General features: G+C 35.7%; 25 protein-coding genes. 4 read left to right on the top strand and 21 right to left on the bottom strand.

Features of this window, described 5'->3' with window-relative positions:
- Positions 1-14 precede the first annotated feature (14 nt).
- The 12 genes from ftsA to mraZ form a co-directional block, all read right to left on the bottom strand.
- Entirely contained in the window at positions 15-1364 is a 1350-nt protein-coding gene (gene ftsA / locus GQ45_RS14795) for a cell division protein FtsA (protein WP_047419186.1), read from the bottom strand.
- Between the two features lie 3 nt (positions 1365-1367).
- Complete coding sequence (locus tag GQ45_RS14790; RefSeq protein WP_369798306.1) at positions 1368-2048, bottom strand: cell division protein FtsQ/DivIB; 681 nt, start codon at positions 2046-2048, stop codon at positions 1368-1370.
- Positions 2049-2083: 35 nt separating this feature from the next.
- Positions 2084-3430, bottom strand: coding sequence for a UDP-N-acetylmuramate--L-alanine ligase (gene murC, locus GQ45_RS14785; protein ID WP_047420477.1), 1347 nt, complete (start codon positions 3428-3430; stop codon positions 2084-2086).
- Positions 3431-3529: 99 nt separating this feature from the next.
- Entirely contained in the window at positions 3530-4618 is a 1089-nt protein-coding gene (murG, locus tag GQ45_RS14780) for an undecaprenyldiphospho-muramoylpentapeptide beta-N-acetylglucosaminyltransferase (RefSeq protein ID WP_047419181.1), read from the bottom strand.
- The gene (locus GQ45_RS14775; RefSeq protein WP_047419179.1) at positions 4605-5807 is read right to left on the bottom strand and encodes an FtsW/RodA/SpoVE family cell cycle protein; all 1203 of its coding nucleotides are present in this window, start codon (positions 5805-5807) and stop codon (positions 4605-4607) included. The genes murG and GQ45_RS14775 overlap by 14 nt, the downstream gene beginning before the upstream one ends.
- 6 nt (positions 5808-5813) lie before the next feature.
- Positions 5814-7148: a UDP-N-acetylmuramoyl-L-alanine--D-glutamate ligase gene (gene murD / locus GQ45_RS14770; RefSeq protein WP_047419178.1), complete on the bottom strand. Its 1335-nt coding sequence runs from the start codon at positions 7146-7148 to the stop codon at positions 5814-5816.
- Positions 7149-7151: 3 nt separating this feature from the next.
- Complete coding sequence (mraY, locus tag GQ45_RS14765) at positions 7152-8372, bottom strand: phospho-N-acetylmuramoyl-pentapeptide-transferase (RefSeq protein ID WP_047419176.1); 1221 nt, start codon at positions 8370-8372, stop codon at positions 7152-7154.
- A 67-nt stretch (positions 8373-8439) separates the two neighbouring features.
- On the bottom strand, positions 8440-9903 hold the full coding sequence (locus tag GQ45_RS14760; RefSeq protein ID WP_047419174.1) for a UDP-N-acetylmuramoyl-L-alanyl-D-glutamate--2,6-diaminopimelate ligase: 1464 nt from the start codon (positions 9901-9903) through the stop codon (positions 8440-8442).
- Positions 9900-11903, bottom strand: coding sequence for a penicillin-binding protein (locus GQ45_RS14755; RefSeq protein WP_047419171.1), 2004 nt, complete (start codon positions 11901-11903; stop codon positions 9900-9902). The genes GQ45_RS14760 and GQ45_RS14755 overlap by 4 nt, the downstream gene beginning before the upstream one ends.
- Positions 11903-12223, bottom strand: coding sequence for an FtsL-like putative cell division protein (locus GQ45_RS14750; protein ID WP_047419169.1), 321 nt, complete (start codon positions 12221-12223; stop codon positions 11903-11905). The genes GQ45_RS14755 and GQ45_RS14750 overlap by 1 nt, the downstream gene beginning before the upstream one ends.
- A 47-nt stretch (positions 12224-12270) precedes the next feature.
- Positions 12271-13176: a 16S rRNA (cytosine(1402)-N(4))-methyltransferase RsmH gene (gene rsmH / locus GQ45_RS14745; RefSeq protein WP_047419168.1), complete on the bottom strand. Its 906-nt coding sequence runs from the start codon at positions 13174-13176 to the stop codon at positions 12271-12273.
- The gene (mraZ, locus tag GQ45_RS14740; RefSeq protein WP_047419166.1) at positions 13163-13627 is read right to left on the bottom strand and encodes a division/cell wall cluster transcriptional repressor MraZ; all 465 of its coding nucleotides are present in this window, start codon (positions 13625-13627) and stop codon (positions 13163-13165) included. Before mraZ ends, rsmH begins: the two co-directional genes overlap by 14 nt.
- 267 nt (positions 13628-13894) lie before the next feature.
- Here mraZ and GQ45_RS14735 point away from each other — a divergent pair, with 267 nt between their 5' ends.
- A complete protein-coding gene (locus tag GQ45_RS14735) occupies positions 13895-14659 on the top strand; it encodes an alpha/beta fold hydrolase (protein WP_047419164.1) in 765 nt (254 codons plus the stop codon).
- A gap of 96 nt (positions 14660-14755) precedes the next feature.
- Entirely contained in the window at positions 14756-15382 is a 627-nt protein-coding gene (gene yihA / locus GQ45_RS14730; protein ID WP_047419162.1) for a ribosome biogenesis GTP-binding protein YihA/YsxC, read from the top strand.
- Here yihA and GQ45_RS14725 read toward each other — a convergent pair.
- The 3 genes from GQ45_RS14725 to gldB all read right to left on the bottom strand — a co-directional run bounded on the left by GQ45_RS14725 (position 15374) and on the right by gldB (position 17129).
- A complete protein-coding gene (locus GQ45_RS14725) occupies positions 15374-15757 on the bottom strand; it encodes a hypothetical protein (protein ID WP_047419161.1) in 384 nt (127 codons plus the stop codon). The two genes, yihA and GQ45_RS14725, sit on opposite strands and share 9 nt — an antisense overlap.
- A 71-nt stretch (positions 15758-15828) precedes the next feature.
- Positions 15829-16164 (bottom strand): gliding motility protein GldC, encoded by a 336-nt coding sequence (gene gldC, locus GQ45_RS14720; protein WP_047419159.1) that lies wholly within the window; start codon positions 16162-16164, stop codon positions 15829-15831.
- Positions 16164-17129, bottom strand: a complete 966-nt coding sequence (gene gldB / locus GQ45_RS14715; protein ID WP_047419157.1) for a gliding motility lipoprotein GldB — start codon at positions 17127-17129, stop codon at positions 16164-16166. Before gldB ends, gldC begins: the two co-directional genes overlap by 1 nt.
- A gap of 91 nt (positions 17130-17220) precedes the next feature.
- Between gldB and nadE the strand changes: the two genes are divergently transcribed.
- Entirely contained in the window at positions 17221-18009 is a 789-nt protein-coding gene (gene nadE / locus GQ45_RS14710) for an NAD(+) synthase (protein WP_047419155.1), read from the top strand.
- A gap of 170 nt (positions 18010-18179) precedes the next feature.
- A complete protein-coding gene (locus GQ45_RS14705; RefSeq protein ID WP_047419153.1) occupies positions 18180-18809 on the top strand; it encodes a response regulator transcription factor in 630 nt (209 codons plus the stop codon).
- Positions 18810-18881: 72 nt separating this feature from the next.
- Here the strand turns inward: GQ45_RS14705 and dnaG are convergent, their stop codons facing one another.
- The 6 genes from dnaG to rlmN all read right to left on the bottom strand — a co-directional run bounded on the left by dnaG (position 18882) and on the right by rlmN (position 26245).
- Positions 18882-20861, bottom strand: coding sequence for a DNA primase (dnaG, locus tag GQ45_RS14700; RefSeq protein WP_047419151.1), 1980 nt, complete (start codon positions 20859-20861; stop codon positions 18882-18884).
- A 479-nt stretch (positions 20862-21340) separates the two neighbouring features.
- Positions 21341-22426 (bottom strand): hypothetical protein, encoded by a 1086-nt coding sequence (locus GQ45_RS14695; RefSeq protein WP_047419149.1) that lies wholly within the window; start codon positions 22424-22426, stop codon positions 21341-21343.
- 103 nt (positions 22427-22529) lie between these two features.
- Positions 22530-23288, bottom strand: a complete 759-nt coding sequence (locus GQ45_RS14690) for a hypothetical protein (RefSeq protein WP_047419147.1) — start codon at positions 23286-23288, stop codon at positions 22530-22532.
- The gene (locus GQ45_RS14685; protein WP_047419145.1) at positions 23275-23838 is read right to left on the bottom strand and encodes an RNA polymerase sigma factor; all 564 of its coding nucleotides are present in this window, start codon (positions 23836-23838) and stop codon (positions 23275-23277) included. The genes GQ45_RS14690 and GQ45_RS14685 overlap by 14 nt, the downstream gene beginning before the upstream one ends.
- Before the next feature lie 262 nt (positions 23839-24100).
- Positions 24101-25078, bottom strand: a complete 978-nt coding sequence (locus GQ45_RS14680; RefSeq protein WP_047420476.1) for a polyprenyl synthetase family protein — start codon at positions 25076-25078, stop codon at positions 24101-24103.
- 123 nt (positions 25079-25201) lie between these two features.
- Positions 25202-26245, bottom strand: coding sequence for a 23S rRNA (adenine(2503)-C(2))-methyltransferase RlmN (gene rlmN / locus GQ45_RS14675; RefSeq protein WP_047419143.1), 1044 nt, complete (start codon positions 26243-26245; stop codon positions 25202-25204).
- Positions 26246-26271: the final 26 nt, after the last annotated feature.

The following is a 26271-nucleotide window of genomic DNA, read 5'->3' as shown; positions in this document are numbered from 1 at the left end:
TTCTCTTTTTGATATTATTCTGCGTTGTCTAGAAAATCTTTCAATTTATCAGACCACTTGTCAAATATTGATTTACGCTCTTTCTGTGCCGCTTTTGGTGCAGAAGTTTCAACGCTGTTCCCATTTTTACTGTTTTCATTTAGCGCTTGTTCTGTGCTTGAAATTGCCTCTTCAGCCTCACGTTCAACCGCCTCTTTTTTAGTTTTATTTTTTAAGGCATTCATAAGCAAACCAACAGCTGTTGCATACAACGGACTTGCAATTTCCTCGTCCGAATCTCCCGCTAAATGCTCATTTGGATACCCGATACGTGTATCCATTCCCGTGATGTATTCTACCAATTGCTTCAAGTGCTTTAATTGACTGCCTCCACCGGTTAAAACAATACCCGCAATAAGTTTCTTTTTTTGATCGTCATGACCGTAATTTTTAATCTCAACATATACCTGCTCTACAATCTCTACGACTCTGGCATGTATTATTTTAGACAGGTTTTTTAGGGTAATTTCCTTAGGTTCTCTTCCTCGTAAACCTGGAATAGAAACAATTTCATTGTCCTTATTTTCGCCAGGCCAAGCAGATCCAAATTTAATTTTTAGCAATTCTGCCTGTTTCTCAATGATCGAACATCCCTCTCTTATATCCTCGGTAATGACATTACCTCCAAAAGGAATTACAGCGGTATGTCTGATGATTCCATCTTTGAAAATAGCCAAATCTGTTGTTCCTCCTCCGATATCAATCAAGGCTACTCCAGCTTCTTTTTCTTCTTGACTTAAAACAGCATTAGCAGAGGCTAAGGGCTCAAGGGTGATGCTTCCTAATTCTAATCCTGCACTTTTAATACAACGACCTACATTTTTTATTGAGGATACTTGACCTACAACTACATGGAAATTAGCCTCTAATCGGCCGCCATACATCCCCATTGGTTCTTTAATTTCTGCCTGCCCATCTACTTTATACTCCTGAGGCAACACATGAATTATTTCTTCACCAGGAAGCATGATTAATTTATAAACTTGGTTGCAAAGTTTATCAACATCATCTTCATTAATCACTTCTTCCGAATCTGGTCGGGTAATATAATCGCTGTGTTGAAGACTTCTGATGTGCTGTCCTGCAATACCAACAACCACAGAGCTTATTTTTAAACCAGAATCTGTTTCTGCTTCTTCTACCGCTTGTTGAATAGATTGTATGGTTTGAGTGATATTATTAACTACGCCCCTATGTACACCTAAACTCTTAGACCTACCGATACCTAAAATCTCTATCTTACCGTACTCATTTTCTTTTCCGATAATAGCCACAATTTTTGTAGTTCCGATATCTAAACCAACTGAATATTTACCTTGTTCCATATCTTAAATTTTAGTGCACACAACCTGATTATTATATTCTAAACTTACTAGACTATAGGTGCTTAACATTTTATCTTTTGTTCCTTTTACGTAAAAAGCTTTAAACTTTTTAAATTTTTGATCTAATGCCTCTGCTTTTCCCAAGTTCACAACAAAATTATCCGTTCTAATTTTCAACTGGTACTTGTTATTATATAAAGCTCGAATACCAATCACATTCTTATGTAAAAAGTCATCGCCATTGATATGGTTTAAAATTGCAAACACATCTTCTAAACTTTTACCGGTAATGTTCCCTGTGATAATCGGAACCCTTGCGGAATGATTTGGGGATAGTGGCATCTGCTTTCCTTCATCATCAAGATAAAAGATGGTATTGCCTTCTACACGACCAATAGGTTTCCTTTGAGCGATTTTTGTCGTCAAGGTTCCGTTTACGGTCATATAAACTTGCACATTTTTAACCATTTTATTAGCCTGAATAGCTTTTTCAATAGTATTCAAAACTAATTTTTCTTTAGGCACATTTGCGAACCCTTGGAAATTTTGTATTAACAATTTATTAACCATGCCCGTTGTTAAGTATAAGTTGTCCCCATCGGCAAACTGAACATCCAAATCCGTAATCACTTTATCGCCACTTCTACGATTAGAAAATGCATAAACACCTATAATGCAAAACATTAACAACAAAAATTTTACTATGTTCCAGTTAATTTTCATACGTTAAACGCTTTTTCAATTTTCAAAACTTCTAATCCAATATCTCCAGCACCCATGACCACCAATACTTCTGGTGCATTTTTTTTAATTTCCTCAACTAAATTTTCCTTTTGAATAACTTTTTTGTTTGGATTTTCTATTTTTTCTAATAACCACTCTGACGTAATGCCTTGCATTGGTTTTTCTCTTGCGGGATATATATCTAATAAAAAAACAGTTTCAAATTGTGATAAGCTGGCGGCAAAATCATCCGCAAAATCTTTTGTTCTTGAAAACAAATGGGGTTGAAACACGACCAATACTTTTTTATTCGGATGCATTTCTGCCACGGCATGGAATACCGCATTTATTTCTGTTGGATGATGTGCATAATCATCAATAAAGACAAAATCATCATTTTTAATTCGGTATGAAAATCTACGTTGTACTCCTTGAAAACTTTCCAGAGCAGGGAACAAACTATCGGGCTTCACATTCGCCTCTAGTGCCATGGCCAATGCCACCAAAGCATTTAATAAGTTATGCCTACCTGGCTTCCCAAATCTAACCCCCTTATAAAGCACTGTTGGTGTTTGTACATCAAAAACATAAACCCCATTCTGTATGCTGACATTTGTTGCGCAGTAATCAGAATCATCCTCTATTCCATAGGTGATCCCTTCTAATGGCAAACCATTACGAACTAATAATTTTCCATTTTCCTTGATTTTAGAAACAAATTCTCTAAAAGATTCATGTAGCGCTTCGCCTGTGCCGTAAATATCTAAATGATCTGCATCCATTGAAGTAATACAGGCTATATTTGGCAAAAGCTGTAAAAATGAACGATCAAATTCATCGGCTTCAACAACAGAATATTCAGAACCTTGGTAATAAAAATTACTCTTAAAATCATCTGAAATTCCACCTAAAAAAGCCGTCATAGGCAAGTGCGCCTCTTTTAGCAAATGCGCTAAAATACTTGATGTTGTTGTTTTACCGTGCGTTCCTGCTACGGCAAAGCAAAAAGTTTCTTTAGTGACCAAGCCTAAAACAGCAGCCCTTTTTTGTATTTGAAAACCATTATTCTTAAAATAGTTAAGCTCAGTATGATCATTGGGTACTGCTGGTGTATACACCACTAAACAAGAAGCCTTGTCTAAGAATTTAGCGTCAATTTCAGAAAGCGCATCCGTATAATGAATTTCCATTCCTGTCGCTTCTAATTCTAAAGTTAAAGGGGATGCGGTTTTATCATAACCACCTACATTTTTACCTAAAAACATAAAATACCTAGCTAAGGCCGACATTCCAATGCCTCCTATTCCTAAAAAATATACGCTCTGTATCTGACTCAAATTCATTTCATTCATCTGATTTAGGCTCTAAGCAGTATGCTTTAAATATTTCTTTCTCATTTCTTTCCTCTCTTTTCTTTTTGACTTTTGACTAAAAACTATCGCCTACTTCAACAATTTCTCTATCTCATCAACAATGGCTTCAGTTGCATTGGGCATGGCTAATTTTTTACAATTTTCAGCTATTATTTTCTGCTTCTGCTTATCGGTAAATAAAGCTGTAAATTGCCTTTCAAATTCAGTGTCTAAATCACTTTCTTTTATTAAAACGGCCGCCTGCTTGTCAACCAATGCTTTTGCATTTTTAGTTTGATGATCTTCTGCCACATTGGGAGACGGTATATACATCACAGGTTTTCCCACGATGCATAATTCCGAAACAGAACCAGCCCCAGCTCTTGAAATAACGATATCCGCGGCAGCATAGGTAAACTCCATTCGATTTAAAAAATCGTAAACTTTTACTGTTGTTGACTGGTACTTTTTATAGTCTTGGTAGTACAATTTTCCGCATTGCCAAATGACTTGAATTCCTAAAGTTTCAAAATAAGCAAGTTCTTTTTCGATCAATTGATTGATGCGTCTTGCACCTAAACTACCGCCTAAAACCACTACTATTGGCTTGGCTGCAGTTAATCCAAAAAATGATAATGCTTCGGCGCGATCCGCCTTCATTTCTGCGAGATCACTACGCACAGGATTTCCTGTTTTCACAATTTTTTCTTTTGGAAAAAATTGTTCCATACCATCGTAAGCCACACATATCTTTTTTGCCTTTTTGGCTAATAATTTATTGGTAACACCTGCATACGAATTTTGCTCTTGCAACACACATGGGATCCCCAAAGCTGAAGCTCTTTTTAACAAAGGGCCACTCGCAAACCCTCCTGTACCAATGACAACATCTGGTTTAAACTTTTTTACTATAGCATTTGCCTTTATCAAACTACTCATTAATTTAATGGGGAATAGCAGGTTTTTAAATGTTAACTTTCTTTGAATTCCAGTTATCCATAAGCCTTCAATTTTAAACCCTGCCTGAGGCACTTTTTCCATCTCCATGCGATCCTTTGCACCCACAAACAAAAATTCAGCATCAGGGTACCGCGATTTTAATTCATTTGCAATAGCGATTGCCGGGTAAATATGCCCGCCTGTACCGCCACCTGAAAGTATAAATCTATAATTGTCCACTTAATACTTCTAAAGGGTTATTTTCATGGTCATCCACTGAACTAGGTTCTGTACTTGCCTCTTTATTACTCGCACTTAGAATAATACCAATGGCTAAACAGGTCATCCACGTGGAGGTACCACCGCTACTGATTAAAGGCAAAGTTTGACCCGTTACGGGAAATAACTCTACAGCGACTGCCATATTAATAAAGGCTTGAAAAACAATAGGCAAACCTACACCTACCACTAATAACTTACCAAAAACTGTAGCATTTCCGTTGGCAACAACGACAATTCTAAACAATAATAAAAGGTAAAAAAAGACCAATAGGAGGCCGCCTACTAAACCATATTCTTCGATGATAATGGCAAAAATAAAATCGGAAGAACTTTGTGGTAGAAAATTTTTCTGAACACTTTTTCCCGCTCCCTTGCCAATGATGCCTCCTGTAGCTATCGCAATTTTTGCTTTTTCAATTTGATAATCCGCTTCACCATCTTCACCGTTTAAAAAATTGTCTATCCTGTTTTCCCAAGTAGTAACTCTATTTGGAAATAAATCTGGAGCGGCCTTTGCTATTAAAATAAACATGACTAAAAACAAGGCCCCACTACCTATAATGCCCAATAAATATTTCATAGGATACCCACCTAAAAAACAAAGTACCATCACCATAAAAAAGATAATAGCGGCCGTAGAGAAATTTGCGGGAAGTATTAAAATTATGACTAAAAAAACTGGGAGCCACAAGGGTAAAATACTCTCTTGAAAGCGTATTTTTTTATCCTTTATTTTCGTTAAATACCGCGCTACATAGGCCATTAACACTACAGCTGCCAAGGTTGAGGTTTGAAACGTAAAGCCTATTAAAGGCAGGCGAATCCACCTACTTGCATTGGCACCACCAATGGTTGTTCCTTGTGCCAAGGTGTACACTAATAGTAATAAAACAATGGGCATGGCTATTAAAGACAATCCTTTAAAAAAATGCGTCGGAATTTTATGTACACCATAAATGATGGCAAAGCCTAAGGCCAGTAAAAAAGCGTGTTTAAACAAAAAGCTAATCGTTGTACCTGTACCGTTCCCAACAACATATACAAGGTTACTGCTCGCGCTGTAGACTGGTAAAAATGAAAATAAAGCCAAAAGCGCCACAATGGCCCAAATAGCTTTGTCTCCTTTTATTTTGTTGAAAAACTCCATCTTTTCTTATAAGTTTTTTACGGCTTCTTTAAACTGTTGGCCGCGATCTTCATAATTTGTAAACAAATCAAAACTTGCACATGCCGGAGATAATAAAACGGTATCTCCCCGTTCAGCAATTTTATAGGCTACTTTAACGGCTTCGTCCATAGCAAAAGTTTCGACCACTAAATCTACCACGTTACCAAAAGCTTCTTTGATTTTAGTGTTATCCTTTCCCAAACAAATAATGGCTTTTACTTTTTCTCTTACCAAAGGCATCAGTGACTTATAATCATTGCCTTTGTCCACCCCACCTACAATCCAAACCGTCGGAGATTTCATGCTTTCCAAGGCGTAATAGGTTGCGTTAACATTGGTAGCCTTCGAATCATTAATATAGGCCACATGATGAATTTTAAGCACGCTTTCTAAACGATGTTCTGCACCCTGAAAATTTGCTACACTCTGGCGAATGGTTTCTTTTCGGATACCAATAAGTTTTGCCGCTGTTGAGGCTGCCATGCTATTTTTAAGATTGTGTTTGCCTTCTAGAGCTAAAGTGTCTTTTTTCATTATAAGTGTTTCGTTATTTGTGATAATCTGTATATTCTCGTTTAAACTAAATGCGCCTTCTACCACTTCCTTTTCAATAGAAAACGGCAGTAATTTGGATTTAACCGGGTGTTTTGAAAGCCAGTCCGTAAGATCTTTATCGTCTGCATCATAAATCAGATAATCATCTTCGGTTTGGTTTTCTGCAATTCTAAATTTTGAGGCGATATAATTTTCATATACATACTCATACCGGTCTAAATGGTCTGGTGATATGTTCGTTAAAATGGCGATATGCGGTCTAAAATTTACAATACCATCTAACTGAAAACTACTGATCTCTAATACGTAATAGTCAAAATTATTTTCTGCGACCATTTTTGCATAACTATCCCCAATATTCCCCGCCATTCCGACGTTTAAACCCTCATTTTTTAAAATGTGGTTGACTAACATAGTCGTTGTGGTTTTTCCGTTACTACCGGTAATTCCGATAATTTTCGCATCGGTATAGTTTGAGGCAAATTCAATCTCTGAAATCACAGGAACTCCTTTGCTTTTGAGCTGTTTCACAATAGCCACTTTATCAGGTATTCCAGGACTTTTCATCACTAGATCTGCGTTCAAGATACTGGATTCAGTATGTTGCTCTTCTTCCCAATCAATTCCAAAATGTTCAAGAACTTTTTTGTACTTCTCTTTTATTTTGCCTTTATCTGAAACAAAGACCGTATACCCCTTTTGCTTTCCTAAAATTGCAGTACCTACCCCACTTTCGCCTCCTCCTAAAATCACTAATCTTTTCATGACCTAACGCACTTTTAAGGTTACTATAGTCACGATCGCCAATAAAATACCCACAATCCAAAAGCGCGTCACAATTTTACTTTCGTGATATCCTTTTTTCTGATAATGGTGATGTAGCGGTGCCATTAAAAAAATACGCCTTCCTTCCCCAAATCTCTTTTTTGTGTATTTGAAATACCCAACCTGCAGCATTACTGAGATTGATTCCGCAAAAAAGATTCCGCACAATACAGGGATCAATAATTCTTTTCTAATAATAATGGCAATGACAGCAATGACACCTCCAATAGTTAAACTACCCGTATCGCCCATAAAAATTTGAGCTGGAAAAGCATTATACCATAAAAAACCTACTAAGGCACCGAGAAATGCAGCCACAAAAACTACTAATTCTCCCGCTCGTGGAATAAACATAATGTCTAAGTAATTGGAGAATATAATATTTCCAGAAATCCAAGTAAATATGCCTAATGTTAAGACAATGATCGCCGAAGTTCCGGCTGCCAGACCGTCAATACCATCGGTTAAATTTGCGCCATTTGATACTGCGGTAACAATAATAATAATGATGGGAATAAAAATTAACCATGCATATTTTTCTGCGCCATCGCCCATCCAAGAAATAAAACTGGTATAGTCTAATTCATTGTTTTTTACTAAAGGAATAGTCGTTTTTGTGGACTTAATCTCCTCACTAATCTGCCTTTCAGCATTATAAACGAGTGACGAGTTTAGTTTACTATGCTCTTTCATGGTAACTTCTGGATGAAAATAAAGCGTTGCACCTACAATTAAACCCAAGACCACTTGACCTAAAACTTTAAACTTGCCTTTTAAGCCACCTTTATCTTTCTTAAATATTTTGATATAATCGTCAATGAAACCAATTATTCCCATCCATAGGGTCGTGACAATTAAAAGCATCACATAAATATTATCTAGTTTGGCGAAAAGCAACACGGGAATAAGCGTGGCAATGATGATGATGATACCACCCATGGTAGGTGTACCTGACTTTTGTTTTTGCCCTTCTAAACCTAAGTCTCTAACGGTTTCTCCTATCTGTTTTTTTTGTAGGTAAAGAATAATTTTTTTACCATACACCGTTGCAATTAACAAAGACAACAAAACAGCCAAAGCAGCCCTGAACGTGATGAACTGAAAAAGTCCGGCACCTGGTACTTGGTAGTTTTTTTCTAAAAATTCAAATAAATAATATAACATCTTATTTTTTAGTTGGTGGTTGCTATTTGTCTCGTTATGAGTTGTTCTCTCTTACTACTTCACATTTCTATTTGTCTAGACTTTTTAACAGGTCTTTTACCGTTTGAAAATCATCAAAATCTACCCGAACTCCATTAGTTTCTTGGTAGGTTTCGTGACCCTTACCTGCTATTAAAATGATATCGTTTGCATGGGCTAACTGGCAGGCTGTTTTTATGGCTTGGGCTCTGTTTTCTATAACCAGTACTTTACGAACATTTTGAGGTTCTACTCCTGCTTCAATCTCTTGAAGTATTGCCTCTGGTTGTTCTGTCCTGGGGTTATCTGAGGTGAAAATTACGGTAGTACTCATATCAGAAGCGATATGACCCATAACCGGGCGCTTAGACTTATCTCTATCGCCACCACACCCCACAACGGTGATGACGTTTTCATTTCCAGTCCTCAATGTATTAATTGTATCAAGTACATTTTTAAGCGCATCCGGCGTATGGGCATAATCAACAATGGCTGTAATTTTTTCTTTGGAAATAACATATTGAAATCTACCAGCGACATTATCAAGTTCACTCATGAATCGCAAAATCTCTAGCTTTTCTAATCCCAATAAATCTGCAGTAGCATAAATCGCCAACATATTGTATGCATTGAAATCACCTATAAGCTTCGACCACAATTCTTCCCCGTTAATTTTTAACAACTGACCATTAAACTGGTTTTCTAAGATCTGTGCTCTATAATCTGCGTATGACTTTAAGGCATAGGTATATTTTCTAGCTTTCGTGTTTTGCAACATCACCAAGCCATTTTTATCGTCAATATTGGTTAATACAAACGCCTTTTTACTTAAGTTATCAAACAATAATTTTTTAGTATCTCTGTATTCTGCGAACGTAGCGTGATAATCTAAATGATCGTGCGAGAGATTCGTGAAAATGGCACCTTCAAAAACTAAACCTTCGGTTCTTTTTTGATGTATGCCGTGAGAACTCACTTCCATAAAACAAAACTCAACCCCTGCCGTATTCATTAAACTTAAATGCTTGTTGATGGTTAAAGCATCTGGCGTCGTATGACTTGTTTTATATTCAGTATCATCGACCACTATTTTTATCGTTGAAATTAATCCAACTTTAAAGCCTGCTTTTTTAAACAATTGATACAACAAACTACTCACTGTAGTTTTACCATTAGTACCAGTGATACCGACTAATTTTAAATTTTTGGAAGGATTTTCATAATAGTTAGATGCCATTATAGCCAATGCTTTGTTGCCATTATCTACTTCAATATAAGAGACTTCATTCACCAAAACCTCAGGCAAGCTTTCGCAAATAATTGCTTTTGCCCCCAATTTGATGGCCTTTTCTATATATTCATGACCATCGGTAACCGTACCGCGAATAGCCACAAAAACATCGTCGAGCTCTACCAATCGAGAGTCGAAACAAATTTTATTGACCATCACAGATGTAGAACCACTCACTGCGGTTAAACTCACTCCGTACAATATGTCTTTTAAAGATTTCATGATAATTCTAATACAATTAGTTCAACTTCACTGATATTAGCATCTTTTACAGATTGTTTCTTTACTTTACCGTTGCCTGTTACTTTTACTTTTATCCCCAAATTTTCTAAAATAGCAATAGCATCCATACCACTCATACCTTCTACATTAGGAACTCTATTGTGCTTTTTATTCGCTTCGGTATAATATTGTTGGTATTTTTTATCTAATACACTACTCTTTACTTCTAAACTTTCTACTTCATCCACTAAAGGAGAGGTTGCATATATTTTCTGAGCGATAGATTTAAATACCGGTCCTGATACGTCAGCTCCATAATACCCAACACTTTTATCAGGTTCGTGAATTACTACAATACAAGAGTATCTAGGGTTATCTGCAGGAAAATAACCCGCGAAGGTGGAGATGTACTTCAGTTTGTTTGGGTCTTTGGAAATATAATCTTTCTGGGTAGTACCAGTTTTTCCTGCCATAGAAAAATGAGGAGAATATAAGCCATGGCCTGTACCATGCTTTTTTTCCACGACATCTTTTAAAAGAGCTTGCACTTTACCTATTGTTTCTGCTGAGCATATCGAAGGGTTGATGACTTCTTTTTCGAACTTATAAATAGTTTTATCCCATTCTTTTACTTCCTTTAAAAGTCTAGGCTTTAACATTTCACCGTTATTGGCTATGGCATTATAAAATGTTAGCGTTTGCAATGGGGTTAAGGATACTTCATAGCCGTGAGACATCCATGCCAGTGAAATTCCAGACCAACCTTTATCTCCTGGATACCTAATGACGGGCGTGCCCTCCCCTTTTATAGGAAGTCCCAATTCTCTGCTCAGCCCCATATTCATTAAGCGGTTCACAAACTTTTCAGGTTGATCTTTATAGTTATTGTGAATTATTTTTGCAATAGCTGTGTTCGAAGAAACCTCAAAGGCTTTTGCCACCGTTAAGGCTCCATAGCCCCCTTCTTTAGAATCTTTAACCCTTTTGTTATATACTTTAAAAATTCCTTTCTCGGTATCAATAATAGAACTTGTGTCAATGACTTTATCCTCTAAAGCCACCACCAATGACATTAATTTAAATGTAGAACCTGGTTCGTGCGATTCACCAATGGCATAATTCAAGCGTTCGTAATACTTACCACCTTCAGTTTTTCCAAGATTAGATATTGCCTTAATCTCACCGGTTTTTGTTTCCATGACAATGACACAACCGTGATCTGCCTTATATTTTTCTAATTGCCCCAAGAGTGCATGATGGGCGATATCCTGAATATTTACGTCTATGGTAGAATACACATCATAACCATCTTTTGGCTCTACGATATTATCCATACCAATAGGCTTCCATTGTCCTTTAGCTATTTTTTGCTTTAAACGACTCCCCTTAATTCCGCTTAAATAATCGGTAAAAGCCCCTTCAAGACCAACTCTTGTTGCATATCCTTCATCATCAAAACGTTCGTAACCAACGCTTCGTTCTGCAATTTTCCCCAAGGGATGTTCGCGAACCGTATTTTGCTCTACCACAATACCACCTCTATTGGGGCCTTTTTCGAAAAGTGGAAATTTTTTAACCTGAACGTAGTCTGAATAATCTAATCCTCGGGCAACTAAGGCATACCTATTTTGGTTTGCTTTTGCTTTTCGCAGGAGTTGCTCGTAGTGTGATGCTGGTTTCCCTAATAATTTTGAAAGCGCTTGAGAAAGTGGCTTAATATTTTCCTTAAAATCAGCTTCTTTAACTGTAACCGCATCAAATCGAATATTAAAACGAGAAACGGAGGTGGCTAATAAGCTTCCATCAGAAGAATATAAATTACCGCGATTTGGCGTAATGGTAAATACTTTTTCGGTGGTATCCTCAGCCATTTGACGGTACTTGTCACCATCAGTCATTTGAATACTAAAAAGTTTCACCACAACGAACACAGCAAATACAAACAGCAGGCCCGCTACGATATACAAGCGTTTCAATATGTTTTTTTCTGTAACTGCCATTATTCAGCCGATTTAACTCTTATTTTAAAAGGAGGATTTTCTGAAGGATATAAACCATCATCACCTAACTTTCGTAGTATTTCTGATTCTAATTTTAATTTTTGAACATCAGTTTGCCCATCAATGAACTCACTTCGCAATTCTTTAACCTCTTCATTCAAGGCCGCAATTTGATGTACCTTGCTATCTGCACTATGTGAACTCGCAATCATAACAGCAGCTAAAAAGGAAATGAAAATGATGAAAATCCAATTCTTTGGAGCGGCTTCACCACTGACCAAAAACTTTCCTTTTAACAAGTCTAATATTCCTTTTCGCATGACAATTGATTGCTTCTATTACTCTTTAATGATAGTCTAAAAAACAATTACACTATTTTACTTTTCTCAGCAATTCTCAGTTTAGCACTACGAGATCTATTGTTGGTAGCTATCTCCTTTTTGCTTGGCACTATGAGGCCTCCCACTTTTTTTAGGGGAAGCTTCATATTCCCATAAAAATCTTTTTCTGGCTCCCCTTCGAACTTTCCTGATCGAATAAAGTTTTTCACCAATCTATCTTCCAAAGAATGATAACTGATAGCACTCAACCTACCTTCCTCATTTAGTAAGCTAGGCACCTGCTCTAAAAATTCCTTAATTACTTCTATCTCTTGGTTGACTTCAATTCTGATAGCTTGGTAAATCTGTGCTACTATTTTATGCTCTAAACGAGCTGGTAAAAATTGTTTAAGTGCCGCTTTTAATTGTGCCGTGGTTTTTATTTCATCCTCTTCTCTGCTGGCAATTATGGCAGTCGCCATTGCATTTGCATTACGTAAATCACCATATTGAAACAACAGGTTTCGCAAACTATCATAGTCGTACTTATTCACAACTTCGTAAGCTGAAACGGTGTTTCGCCGACTCATGCGCATATCTAAATCCGCATCAAAACGGGTAGAAAAACCACGTTCTGCAACATCAAACTGATGCGATGACACTCCAAAATCAGCCAAAATACCATCTACCTTTTTAACACCATAAAACTTTAAAAACTGACTTATAAATCTAAAATTTTCATGAATCAAGGTGAACCTTTCATCCGCTATGGTATTTTTTAAAGCATCTTCGTCCTGATCAAAAGCAAATAACCGACCGTCAGGCCCTAAACGCTTTAATATTTCTTTAGAATGTCCGCCCCCTCCAAAAGTAACATCAACATAAACCCCGTTGCTTTTGATGGCTAAACCATCAACAGATTCCTGCAATAAAACTGGGTTATGATACATCATCGTCGTCTCCTCCCATTACTTCTTCTGCCAAAGCAGCAAAATCTTCAGCGGTATCCTCTAACACCTTTTCATAACTGTCTTTATCCCAGATCTCCACAATATTGATGGCTGAACTCAGCACCACATCTTTTGAAATCTTAGCGATATCCATTAAATTCTTAGGGATCAATAATCGACCCGTGGCATCTATTTCTACTACCTTTACACCTGCAGAAAACCGACGTATAAAATCATTATTTTTCTTTAGAAACCTATTTTTTTTGTTCATTTTCTCCATCAAAAGATTCCATTCTTTCATTGGATATAATTCTAAACAAGGTTGAAAAACAGACCTTTTAATCACAAAGCCATCGCTCAGCACAGGAGACATTTGATGCTTCAGGGAAACTGGTAGCATTACCCTCCCTTTTGTATCTGCCTTGCAGTCATATGTTCCGATGAAATTGATCACTATATAGCCCCTGTTTGTATTTAAAACTCAAATATATAGAATTTATTACCACAATTTACCACTTTATACCACATTGTTAATAAATTCCCTAATTTGACCCTCTTTTGTGTTTAAAAACACAAAATTTAAGATTGAAGCACGATTGTGATCGGCATACGAACTACATAAAAACAGTGTTTAAACCATCTAAACAGACTCTTTACAACAAGTATGCTTATTTTCTTAGGAAATGTTTATATTTGCCCCTACAGAAGTTAATCTGCGTTAATGGAAGAAACATTAATTACTGAAGGGAAATACAAATATCTTGAAATTGGCGAGGGCACTCCCATTATTATTTTGCACGGTCTTTTAGGAGGTCTTAGTAATTTTAATGGTGTTGTAGACCACTTTCCCTCTCTAGGCTATAAAGTTTTAGTACCTGAATTACCAATTTACACCATGCCTTTGTTAAAAACAAACGTAAAGAGCTTTGCAAAGTTTTTAGAAGGTTTCATAAAGCATAAGGAACTTAAAAAAGTGATCCTCTTAGGGAATTCCTTAGGTGGGCACATTGGCCTTTTGCACACAAAACTAAATCCAAACGTAGTAAAAGCTTTAGTCATTACTGGTAGTTCTGGACTTTACGAAAGTGCTATGGGCGATGGGTATCCGAAAAGAGGAGACTACGAGTTTATCAAGAAAAAAGCACAAGATGTTTTTTATGATCCCGAAGTGGCAACGCCTGAAATCATTGATGAAGTTTTTGCAACCTTAAACGACCGAATAAAATTAGTCAAAACCTTAGCCATAGCCAAAAGTGCCATCCGCCATAACATGTCTAAAGATTTACCCCATATGTTAACGCCAACCTGTATAATTTGGGGCAAGAACGATGCGGTAACTCCTCCTAATGTAGCTTCGGAGTTTCATGAATTATTACCCGATTCAGATCTATTTTGGATCGAAAAATGCGGCCATGCACCAATGATGGAACACCCTAAGGAATTTAATACTATTCTAGAAGCTTGGCTTAAGGCAAGAAATTTCTAAAGCAACATTCAATTTCTTTAATTCTAAAATGTATAGGACCTCAGCGCTTCAAAGTATAAAGGTTCTGTACAAAGCATAACACAAAAGTGTATCCCGATGAAAATAAAGTCCGCAGAATTTGTGATTAGCAATTCTAAAGTCACTCATTGCCCCAAAGACCCTATACCTGAATATTCATTTATAGGAAGATCTAATGTGGGTAAATCATCGCTCATAAATATGCTCACACAGCGTAAAAACTTAGCAAAAACATCAGGTAGACCCGGCAAAACACAGTTAATTAATCATTTTAAAATTAATGATAATTGGTTTTTGGTAGATTTACCAGGCTACGGTTACGCCAGAGTTTCTAAAAAGGATAAAAAAACGTTTCAGAAGTACATTACCGATTATTTTTTAGAACGCAAACAATTGGTAAGTGCCTTTGTTTTGATTGATATACGCCATGAGCCACAGCCTGTTGATTTAGAGTTTATGCAATGGATGGGTGAAAATCAAATTCCGTTTTCAATTATTTTTACCAAGGCCGATAAACTAAAACCAAAGGCTATCGAAAGAAATGTTGACCTCTATATGCAGCAATTATTAGCCAGTATTTGGGAAGAAGCGCCTAACTACTTTATCACTTCTTCAACAAATGGCATTGGCCAAGAAGAGGTATTACAGTATATAGACAGCCTAAATGAAAACTTTAAGAAAAACAATTGGGCCGATTTAATCTAAACGATTTGCTACTAATTGTATTAAATCTTCCACACTTGTTACCGCGTTTAGTTCATCTGTGGCGATAAAAAACTTTAAATTATAGTTCGTTTCAGCCAAGACCACTGGATAGGTGGTTTTAAATCCAAATTTAGAGGCATAGGCTTTCAAAAATTCATCCTTATGCAAAAATTCCATTGGAATTTTGGACGATTTTCTAAATTTTTTCCAAAGATTTTTCTCTTGAAATGTACCGAAAGTAATGGCACACAACTTACAATCATAGGTACCGGGGCTAAATAGTTTATGTGCAACATCTAAAAAGGCATTTTTCTTTCCTGAACTTGCATTATAAACATAGATTAGTTTTTTGAGTTCTTGTTTTTGTTGTTGCATGAATTGTTTTTTAGCCAAAAAAATCACGGTGCTTCTGATCCCCTAAAAACTGCACCAGGCTATAAATAGGTTTACTTTTTTAATTCTAATTTTTCTGCGAAATAATCACAAAAATCTTTCATAGTTGCTGTCATTTTCTCGTCTTGGGTTGCTTTCATAAAGGTATCAGACAAAGAAACTAATGTTTGATGAAAGAAAATTTTCATTTCATCCACAGGCATATCCTTAGTCCACAAATCTATCTTTAAGGACTCTTTATTCTTGCTATCCCAAACAGATAGTAGCATGGCTTTTGCCTCCTCGTTATCTATGCCACCATCTTGAGCAGACCATGTAAGTTCTTCAGGTACACGATTTTCGTCTAAGCCTACTTTTAATGATATTTCTGAGGTGTGTAGTATACCCATTAGTTTCTAGGTTTGTAATTTGATTTCTTTAAAATTTCTTCAGCAGGGACCGTCAGCATTTGTTTAAAGTCTAGGTCGTTATTTTCCATAAAAGCACGTACAATCTGCCAACCAACATACCTGCCAATTCTACCTGGGGATTCGTTATCTAATTCTAACTGAAACTTAGAAAAAGGAGCTGGGTCTAAAAATCTAGGTTGCAATTGCTTATCTGTACTATATAATAAGTTTCTATCCACAAAATAACGCCAAATATTTTCTTCATTTAATTTAGCCCATTCTAATTGTTCCGGTGTATAGGCGATTCGCTGTTCTTCAGACTCAAAAGCCATTATTTTATCTTTCAAATACAGGGTTTTTCCATGATAAATCATTTGATCTAAGAATGTTCTACCGCTTCTTTGGGGCAGAATTGAACCACAAAACTCTGAAGCTACATCTGATACTAAATATTTTTCATCTAATCCCTTTTTTAAATAGCCTTGAAATCCTTGGTAGAATTTATGTTCTTCACCCAAATAGTTATCTAAGCCAATCAATAATAAAGAATCAGTTAAAATGACACGATTCTCATAGTTAACGTCAGAAGTTAGGGTAATCACTTTAGGTATTGTAAACTCCGGGAAATAATATTTTATATGTTTAAATAAGTTCGTTAATTTGGTTTTCTGAATATCAAAATTTGAAAAAGCCTTTTCGACTTCAGTATTCAATTCTATCTGTATCGTATCTTTTAGTTTTGCCATCCAGATACTATCTGGGTATTGCGCAGGAAATAAATAGGGATACTTTCCTTTTAAAATGGGCAAAGTTTCAAGAGTGGCCGAAGCAAACTCTTTATCAAAACGCTCGACCTGTACATCTAAGACTATTTTATCAATTTCTTCAGCAGTTTTATCTTCTGCACCACAATTAATAAAAAGGAGAGACAAAAAAATTAAAACCACAAAAATTAGCTTCTTCATATAAAGTAGTATAGAATTATTTTATTTATTAGTGCTTAGACATTATTTTTACGGTGCAAAGTTACTAGATTTTAACGAAAAACAAACATCCATGCAAACCGAAAAAATAATAAATCATATTGTAAAGTGGTTAAAAGATTACGCAACGAATGCTAAAATGAATGGTTTTGTTATTGGAATCTCCGGAGGTATTGATTCTGCCGTTACTTCAGCCTTATGTGCAAAATCGGGTCTAGACCTTTTATGTTTAGAAATGCCCATTCACCAAGAATTAAATCAAGTAGGTAGAGCTTCAAGACACATTGACTGGTTACAAGAAAATTTTACAACTGTAAAAAGACTTGAATTAAATTTAACCCCAGTATTTGATAGCTTAATCGCCGCTTTGCCACAAGTAGCCAATGAGGAGGACCGGTTTATGTCACTGGCAAATACCAGGGCCCGACTCAGAATGACAAGTTTGTACTATTTTGCAGCTTTAGATAAATATTTAGTGGCTGGCACTGGTAATAAAGTAGAAGATTTTGGGGTAGGCTTTTACACCAAATACGGTGATGGTGGCGTTGATTTAAGCCCCATTGCTGATTTACTAAAGACCGAGGTATGGGAAATTGCGCGAGTTTTGGGCATCAACGATGAAATTATTAACGCAGCTCCTACAGATGGTCTTTGGGGTGATGATAGAACCGATGAAGATCAAATAGGTGCGTCCTATCCAGAATTAGAATGGGCAATGGCCATGGCAGATCAAAATAAAACTTCTCAAGATTTTAAGGGAAGAGAAAAAGAGGTTTTCCAAATTTATAAAAGACTAAATACAGCAAATAAACACAAGATGCTGCCGATTCCAATTTGCGAGATTCCAATGGCGTTGAAATAACCATTTATCTTATAATTTAGTAAATAAAACGAAAATATAACAAATTACACGGGTTTTCAATTAAAAAATATCACTTTTACAGGGCAAATAAGATAAAAAAACTTTACATTGCATGTCAGAATTTATGGGCATTTTCTTTGTAAGCTAATAAATCGTAAAAAAAGTAAACCATGATTAAAGTATTGATCGCAGATAACCATCCTGTTGTTAGAACTGGGATAAAGTTTGTTTTAGACACCGCTTCTGATTTTGAAGTTATCGGAGATGTGGCCACAACTTCAGAGTTATTTGAAAAATTAAAGACTGTAAATCCTGATGTAGTGATGCTAGAGATGGACATTCCTGAAATCAATGGAATTGCAACCCTTAGAAAAATTAAATCTGAATTCCCTGATATTAAAGTTTTGATCTATAGCGGTCAGTCGGAAGATGTTTATGCCTTAAGCACTATTCGAGCAGGCGCCTACGGATATTTGTCAAAAAGCGCTGATTTAGATTACATTATTACTGCTGTAAGAAAAGTAAGTAAAGGTGATATGTTTATTACTAATGAGCTAGCGCAAAGACTTGCGTTTGACGAGGGTACCAAAAAGCCAAGAAGATTCTTTAGAAAGCTTTCTTCAAGAGAAGTAGAAGTATTAAAAATGTTAGCCAGCGGTAAACGCAATAAAGATGTTGCTATTGGTCTTAATTTGAACGAAAAAACAGTAAGTACCTACAAAGCGCGTTTAATGCGAAAATTGAATGTCGATAATTTAGTAGACTTATTACAACAAGCGAAAGCTTTAGAATTATACTAAATAAAACATGTCCTACAAAAAAAACCTAGCTTTTGCTAGGTTTTTTTTGTAGGACATATTTTGGTAGCTATTTTAAGATAATACCCGATTTAGCTTCTGATTTAATAATTTATTAAGTTGAATATAATTGATAATTTCCTCTAGTATTTCTCGGTTGTCTTTTTCCACATCCTGAGTTTCATTTTGTAAGGTATTTATTCTTCTTTTGATTAAAAAACAACGTAAGGTTAAAATTGTTTCGCTCGCCAATTGAGAAATTCCCTGATCTTTACTCTTAGGATAAATATCTTTACTCGCCCAATCATGCAAAATATATTTTTCTTCCTCCATTAAAATAGAAGATATTTCTGATACCATATCTTGTTCTAAAGAGGCTATGAACGTTTGAACCGTAAAGTTTTCGTTTTCATTAAGTTCTTGAACTAATGTTTTATAAATTCGCTTAAAGTTATCATTACTCAATTCTATTTCATCGTCCTGTAGGTCTAAAAATATTTTCTCGTACACCTTAGCCTCTAAAAATTCAGGCTCTAAGGCTAATTCACCCTTATCATTTTCTTTGAGAATTAAATCTTCAAAGCGTTGCGATGTATTGCCGTATAATAGTAAAATTTCAATAATCTTGCGTTCTAGTTCAAACTGCACATCTACTTTCTGCGTAACTGCCTCGTTACGAACCACTTCAAAAGCTTTTTGATTGTCCTTTGCTTTTTTGCTGGCATCAGCGATATCCTTTTTTCCAATCTGTGCGAGTGTATTGAACAAGACGCCTTCAGAAATATTCATGATTTGAGCACACTCCTGAATATAAATTTCCTTTTGAATTCGATCTGGAATTTTAGAAATACTATTGACAATATCACGGACGGTATCAGCCCTTTTTATCGGGTCGTTTGCGGCTTCCTTCATTAATAAAGAAGCCTTAAATTGAATAAAGTCTTTCGCGTTCGTTTTTAAATAGGCATTTACCTCGTCTAAACTATTGTTTTTAGCAAAGCTATCTGGATCTTCTCCTTCTGGGAAGGAACAGACTTTGACATTCATCCCTTGTTCCAAAATAAGGTCGATTCCTCGTAAAGAAGCTCTTAAACCTGCCGCATCACCATCAAACAATACCGTAATATTTTTAGTAAGTCGGTTTACCAATCGAATTTGTTCAGCTGTCAAGGCGGTTCCGCTAGAGGCTACTACATTCTCAATACCGCGCTGATGAAACTGAATTACATCGGTATAGCCTTCTACCAAATAACAATTATCTTCTTTTGCAATCGCTTGTTTTGCATGAAAAATACCGTATAAAACTTTACTTTTATGGTAAATATCACTTTCTGGAGAATTTAAATATTTGGCTGCTTTTTTATCGTTGGTTAAAATTCTACCCCCAAAACCAAGCACCCGACCGCTCATAGATTGTATAGGAAACATAACGCGCCCTTTAAACCTGTCGAACTTTTTGCTATTCGCAGGATTCTCTAGGTTTTCTTTGACGATACTTAGGCCTGTACTTTCTAAATATTTTAATTGATATCCTTTATCTAAGGCCTCGTTGGTAAAAGCATCCCAATGATCTAAACAATACCCCAAAGCGAACTTTTTGATGGTTTCATCTGTAAAACCCCGCTCTTTGAAATAACTAAGTCCTATTGCTTTTCCTAGTTCGCTTTCCCATAAAATGTTAGAAAAATATTTTTGAGCAAATTCAGACACTAAATACATGCTTTCGCGTTCGTCTGCCTGCACTTTTTGCTCACTAGTTTGCTCAGTTTCTTCGATTTCAATAGTGTACTTTTTGGCTAAGTATTTTATAGCCTCAGGGTAGGTAAAATGCTCGTGTTCCATTAAAAATGCAACCACATTACCTCCTTTTCCACTACTAAAATCTTTCCAAATTTGCTTTACGGGACTTACCATAAAGCTAGGCGATCGTTCATCAGTAAACGGACTTAAACCTTTATAATTAGCACCTGATTTTTTTAATTGTACAAAATCACCAATAACCTCCTCTAAACGGGCGGTTTCATATACTTGGTCGATGGTGGCTTTTGAAATCAAATTAGATATATAAAGTTTACTTTATGTTGAGTTTTAAAGGGCTGCCATTTTATTATGGAAAAAGATTCAAATATAACCAAAATTTTATAGGCATAATCGTTTACATCCATTAGAATTTCTCTATGGCGAGGGTAAGACAAGCTCTGTTTTTGACAGATTTATAAGTTAGAAGGTGTACTCTATTTACAGGCCCTTAGCATAAAAAGTTATCATCCTAGGCATGCAAAAATAAGTTAGTACAAAGAGCTTGCTCTTACCGGTTTAAAAAACCTTACGGTGAGCTCTAAATTTAAGAATACAAAAAAAACCTACAAGCTCCTCCGCAGAAAAAGCGAATTAGAACTTGCAGGTTTTCATCCTATAAGACGGTATTTGTATGCTATGCAACTGATGAGTACAATATTTATCAGTTTTATACCGTAAACTTACTTTGTAAGGTTTTTTATTTAGACTTATTTTCAAGTACTCATTCTAAAAATTTAAAGGTCAAAGCGCAAGCCTAGAGATATGTTGTTTTGCTCCACTAAGGCATCTCTAAAAATAGGATTTAAATCGTATTTCATATACAAGGTTGTACCACCAAAACCTGCATAAGCACTTAGTCCATAAATTAAATTACTCGTGTTGTAATCTCTTTTTAATTTATCTTTTATGTTGTCACCATCGCGCTCGTACTTTAATTTTTGACGTGTACCTAAATTAAAACCTCCATAACCACCTAGCCCAACTCTAAATTTTTTATCTAAGCTATAGCGAATAGAATTCTCATTTTTACGAATTTTAGACGGTCCAAATTCAAAATGAATCGGGAATACTAAGTTATCCATGCGTAGTTTTGCTTTATCTAATTCCACATCAAACTCTTCTAAAACTATTTCGTCATTGTTGTTTACAAAATAGCGGTTATCGGTTGGTTTCAGTCCGTTAAACTGAAAAGAAAATCCGTAATTCAATCGCAGAAAATTAGAGTTCTGAAAAACTCGTGTTCGCCATTGCCAACCCATTTCAAAAAATCGACTTCCCCCTATTTTATAAGGAGAATCATCAAGGATTTCCCCATCGATTACAGCGTTGTTAAAACCTACAGCTATGACTATATCTGAATAGGTTCTAACGTCGTACTTTAATTCATAGTTTTTTTTAGAATCGCTAAATTTAATTCCGAATATTTTATCGTCATGATCATCTTTGTGCCCAAATCCTATTTCTATTTTACTTCCACTATTTAGCGTATCCAATTCAAGAACTTGACCGTTATTCCTTTCAATTAGCGCTATTTGGTTATCTAAAATACTAAGTCTATTTTCAATATTCAGCGCTCTTTTTTTAGCCGCTGATTCTTTTAGCCTTTGAGCCTCACTTTCGGTTATTTGCTTTTTCTCGAGACGTTTATTAATGGCTTCAATTTCAATCTTTAAGGCTTCTTTTTCCTGAGATGTGATTTCAATTTTAAGCTTTTCTAATTTTTCTACTTTGGTTTCATAATTTTTTTTATCCTGTGCAGTGCCCACTTGCAAGGCAAAAGCAACTATTAAAATTGCGATGTACTTCAATTTGTTGTTCATAATAATTGTTTTTTAATGATTGATTAATGAATAAACTATTCCCTGCTCCTTTTCAAATTTTAATTTGAAGAAGTCTTTTTTTATGGTTAAAATGTTATTGATTTTACTTGTTCCGATCTGCTAGAGCGGTCCTTACTTTTAAATAGCCATTTTTTAATGTTTCAAAAAGCTGATCTCGAACCGATAAATCTAGCTCTGTTTCTGCTTGATGTAATAATGCCAAGGCATCAACGCTATTAGAATCTGTAAAGAGTTTCTGTCTTAAAATTTCCTCTTGTGCTTTTCGCAGTAAAGCATCTATTTCGGCATCTGAAACTGTAGCATTCTGTAAGGCCAAAGCATCGACTTGCGCTACAACTAAATTAATTTTTTGGTCAATTAAAACATCCATAGCTAAATTAGTCTTGTTCTCTAATTGTAATTTAGGTTTATGTACTACCTTATCTATAGCTAATGCAGCCTTATTTTGAGCCGTATTGGCTTCATTATTGTTCGGCGTTACTTTATTTTTAGAAGTACTTGTGTATGGTTCTTTAGCATTTGCTATAGTACTTGAGCTGCCAATTATTTCAATAAGCTCTTCTTTTGATTGTGGTAATTCTTTATTAACTCTATTTTGAGGGGTAAAAACCACAGGCTTCTCTTGATTCATGGCTTCTTTACCCGCGTTAAAAAATACAAGCATCGCTATCAACAAGCCGATTACGCTAGCGGCGATAGCGTACCAGGCAAAACCTTTTTTAGTTGTTTTATGAGTTGTAGTTATTTGACCTGAAATTTTCTCCCAAACTTGGGGAGAAGGTGGTATGCTACGACCCTCAAACTTTTCTTTTATATCTTCTTCAAATTTAATTGGTGCCATAGCTTATTCTTTTAGTTTCCTTTAACTGTTCTTGTAAAATTCGCCTTGCTTTGAATAATTGCGATTTTGAGGTACTTTCTGAAATCTGTAACATACTTGCAATTTCAGCATGCTTATATCCTTCAACCGCATACAATACAAATACCATTTTATAGCCTTCTGGAAGTTGATCTATCAGGCGTTGTATTTCTTCAATATCAATAGCTGATGCTACTTCAATCTGGTGGTTTGTATGCCGATCATATAACTCATCATCAAACACTACAAATTGATTTTTACGAAGGTGGGTTATGGCTTCCCGAACCATTATCCTGCGAATCCAACCTTCAAAACTACCTTCAAACTTAAAGGTGTCTAAATATTTAAATACCTTTACAAAGCCTGTGATCATAACATCTTCTGCAAAAGCAATATCTTTTACATATTGCCGGCAAACACTTAACATTTTAGGCGCATGCTTTTCATACAAGTGCTTTTGAGCCTCTCCATTTCCGGAGCACGCCTTTTTTATCAGCTGCTTTTCATTGGTATAAAATGGAATTATTTTCACAAGTTAAAATTTCTTAGCCTTTATCAAAAGACCATTCCTTTAGGTTTCTATAAAGTTAGACGAGTTTTGTTTCAAAAAGGTTGCCTGATACCTGAACTAATTTTTAAATAAACGAACAAAAAAATAGCAAAAAATTGAAAATCAGATAGATATATTTAATTAAAATACAAATTTTTTATTTATCTAAAAGTAAATTATTAAAAAAAACGCATGCTACTGCATACAGTGCTTAAGAAAATATCGATCCAAATTAAAAAGATAGTTACTTTTTTCGGTCAACCACGTAATTCACCATAAGTTCCAATGAATTTTTATAGGCCGAATCTGGATAATGTGCCAATAGGGTTAAGGCCTCATCTTTAAAAGCGAGCATTTTACGTACTGCATACTCAAGGCCCCCATTACTTTTTACAAAAGCAATAACTTCTTTGACTCTTTTTTTATCCTTATTATGGTTTTTGATAGAATTAATGAGCCATTTTTTTTCTTGTGCTGTACAGGTGTTCAGAACATAAATTAAAGGTAAAGTCATTTTTTGCTCCTTGATATCGATTCCTGTAGGTTTACCAATGGCTTCGTTGCCGTAATCGAACAAGTCATCTTTAATTTGAAAAGCCATTCCGCAGTATTCGCCAAATTTTCTAAAGATTTCTACTTCTTCCGATTCAGGTTTTACCGCACAAGCACCTAAACTACAACAGGCCGCTATAAGGGTCGCTGTTTTTTGGCGTATAATTTCGTAATATACCTCTTCTGTGATATCTAACCGTCTTGCTTTTTCAATTTGTAATAGTTCGCCTTCACTCATTTCACGAACGGCAATGGATATAATTTTTAGCAAATCAAAATCTCCATTATCAATGGACAAAAGCAACCCTTTAGACAATAAATAGTCCCCCACCAAAACGGCAATTTTATTTTTCCATAAGGCATTAATTGAGAAAAAACCGCGGCGTTTGTAACTTTCATCCACGACATCATCATGAACTAAAGTTGCGGTATGAATCAGTTCAATAACGGCGGCACCTCTATAGGTACGCTCATTTACTTCACCATTATTTATCATTTTAGCCGTTAGAAAAACAAACATGGGTCGCATTTGCTTTCCTTTTCGATTCACGATGTAATGGGTAATTCTGTTTAATAGCGCCACCTTTGAAGTCATGGATTCATAAAACTTTTTTTCAAAAAGTTCCATTTCCATATTGATGGGTTCCTTTATTTGAGCTACTATTTTCACTAGCAATTATCCCGAGTTGGGCTTATAAATTGTAAGATGCTAAATTAACAAAAAGGATTCAGATAAAACCATTCTAAAATATTAATTGAGCTCGTGTTCGCTATTTAGTTTAAGGGTTGCACCTTATGATTTGTTCGCTAATTGTCCGCAAGCGGCATCGATATCTTTTCCACGAGAACGGCGTACAGTTACTGCGATATTATTTTTTTCTAAGGTATGCACATACATATCTATGGCAGCATTAGAAGCTTGTTGAAACTGCCCATCATCAATAGGGTTATACTCTATTAAATTAACCTTTGAAGGTGCAAATTTGCAAAAATCAACGAGGGCATCAACATCGCTTTGTTGGTCATTTATACCTTTCCAAACCACATATTCATAGGTAATTCTACTTTTTGTTTTCGCATACCAGTATTGCAATGATTCGCGTAAATCACTGAGTGTAAATTTGGCGTTAAAGGGCATTATAGATGTTCTTGTGGCATCAATTGCGGAGTGTAGGGAAACAGCTAGTTTAAATTTAACCTCATCATCGGCCATTTTTTTAATCATTTTTGGTACGCCTGAAGTAGAAACTACAATTCGCTTTGGAGACATCCCCAAGCCTTCAGGAGATGTAATTTTCTCTATAGCCTTTAAAACGTTGTTGTAATTCATTAAAGGCTCTCCCATCCCCATGAATACGATGTTGCTTAGCGGACGATCAAAATACAATCTGCTTTCATTGTCAATGGCCACCACTTGATCATAAATTTCATCAGGGTTTAAGTTTCGCATGCGCTTTAATCGCGAAGTAGCACAAAACTTACAGTCTAAACTGCAGCCAACTTGACTTGAGACACAGGCTGTAGTTCTTGTTTTTGTAGGAATTAAAACCGATTCTACTATTAAATCATCATGCAAACGAACCGCATTTTTTATGGTGCCATCCGTACTTCGTTGAATAACATCAACCTTGATATGGTTGATGACGAAATTACTTTCTAACATATCTCTTGTGGCCTTCGATAGGTTCGTCATCACCTCAAAGGAGTGAGCAGATTTTTGCCAAAGCCATTCATACACTTGATTACCTCGAAAAGCTTTGTCGCCGTTGGCTTCAAAAAACTCACGAAGTTGCTCACGTGTCAGTGCTCGAATGTCTTTCTTTTGAATAGTTTCCACAGGTTAAAGATAGGATAAAAAAAACC

Source organism: Cellulophaga sp. Hel_I_12, from assembly GCF_000799565.1.
In the GTDB taxonomy this organism is placed as follows: domain Bacteria; phylum Bacteroidota; class Bacteroidia; order Flavobacteriales; family Flavobacteriaceae; genus Cellulophaga.
This window is presented reverse-complemented; position numbering and strand designations above follow the sequence as displayed.